At 81.3% G+C, this 1,029-nt stretch carries 1 protein-coding gene; it reads right to left on the minus strand.

The window, feature by feature from the left end:
* A partial coding sequence (locus tag IE321_RS42315) for an FtsK/SpoIIIE domain-containing protein (RefSeq protein ID WP_268257438.1) occupies positions 1 to 1,029 on the minus strand: 1,029 nt, incomplete at both ends.

Here is a 1,029-nt window from a genome sequence, read left to right on the forward strand (position 1 = left end):
GCGGACGGGTACGGGGTCCGGGCGCTGCTCGACCGGGGGAGGTCCCCGGAGCCGGGGTACGGGGTGCGTCCGCTCGCGGCAGCGGGGACGTCCCCCGAGCCGGGGTACGGGGTGCGGGCGCTGGTGGAGCGGGGGAGGTCGGAGGTGCGGCTGCTCGACGTGCCGGTGACGTCCTCCGTGCCGGGGTAGGCCGGCCCGGCGCCGGGCGCCGGGTCGTCGGTGCGCAGGGTGCGGCCGCTGGGGCGGGTGGGGAGGTCGGCGGCGGCCGCGCGGCCGCCCAGGCGGCCGCCGAAGGTGGCCGGGAGGTCGCCGACGTGGGCGCGGCCGCCCAGACGGTCGCTGGGGGTGGAGGGGAGCTCGTCCGCCCCGGACGGGTCCTCCGCGCCCTGGTACGGGGTACGGGCCCCGGGCGGGCTGTCGCCGACCGCGCCGGAACCCGTGCGCAGGGTCCGGCCGCTCGGGCGGTCGCCCAGGTCCGCGTCGGGGAGCCGGAGACCCGCCCGGACGCCCTGCGGCACCGACTCGGCGGCGCTCGCGGTCCGCTGGCCGATCACCGCGCGGGTGTTCCGGCGGTCGGCGAAGTCCGCGTCCCCGAGCAGCTCCGCGCGGCGCTTCAGCTCCGCGCCCAGCGCCTGGGCGAACTCCCGCATCCGCACCGGGTCCGACGCCACCAGGTGCTCGGTGACGTGCGGCAGCTCCGTACAGGCCGCGAGGCCCTCGCCGCGCTCGCCGCCCGCGCCGTCCACCAGGAGCAGCCCGAGCCGGTCCGGGCGGCCGCCGGCCGCGAGGGAGGCGGCGACCGCACGGAGCAGTTCCGTGCGCCCACTGCCCGCGGGGCCCTCGATCAGGAGGTGCGGGCCCTCCGCCGTGAGGTCGACGGAGAGCGGGCCGCGCGGGCCCGCGCCGAGCACGGCCGTGCCCTCCCCGGCGGACGCCCAGCCGGCCATCAGGGACGCGGGCGTGGCCCGGGCGAGGCCCAGCTCGTCCAGGAGCCGGGCCTCCGGCAGCAGCGCGGCGGCCCGGCGCCGG

The organism is Streptomyces hydrogenans, assembly GCF_014656075.1.
In the GTDB taxonomy this organism is placed as follows: domain Bacteria; phylum Actinomycetota; class Actinomycetes; order Streptomycetales; family Streptomycetaceae; genus Streptomyces; species Streptomyces hydrogenans.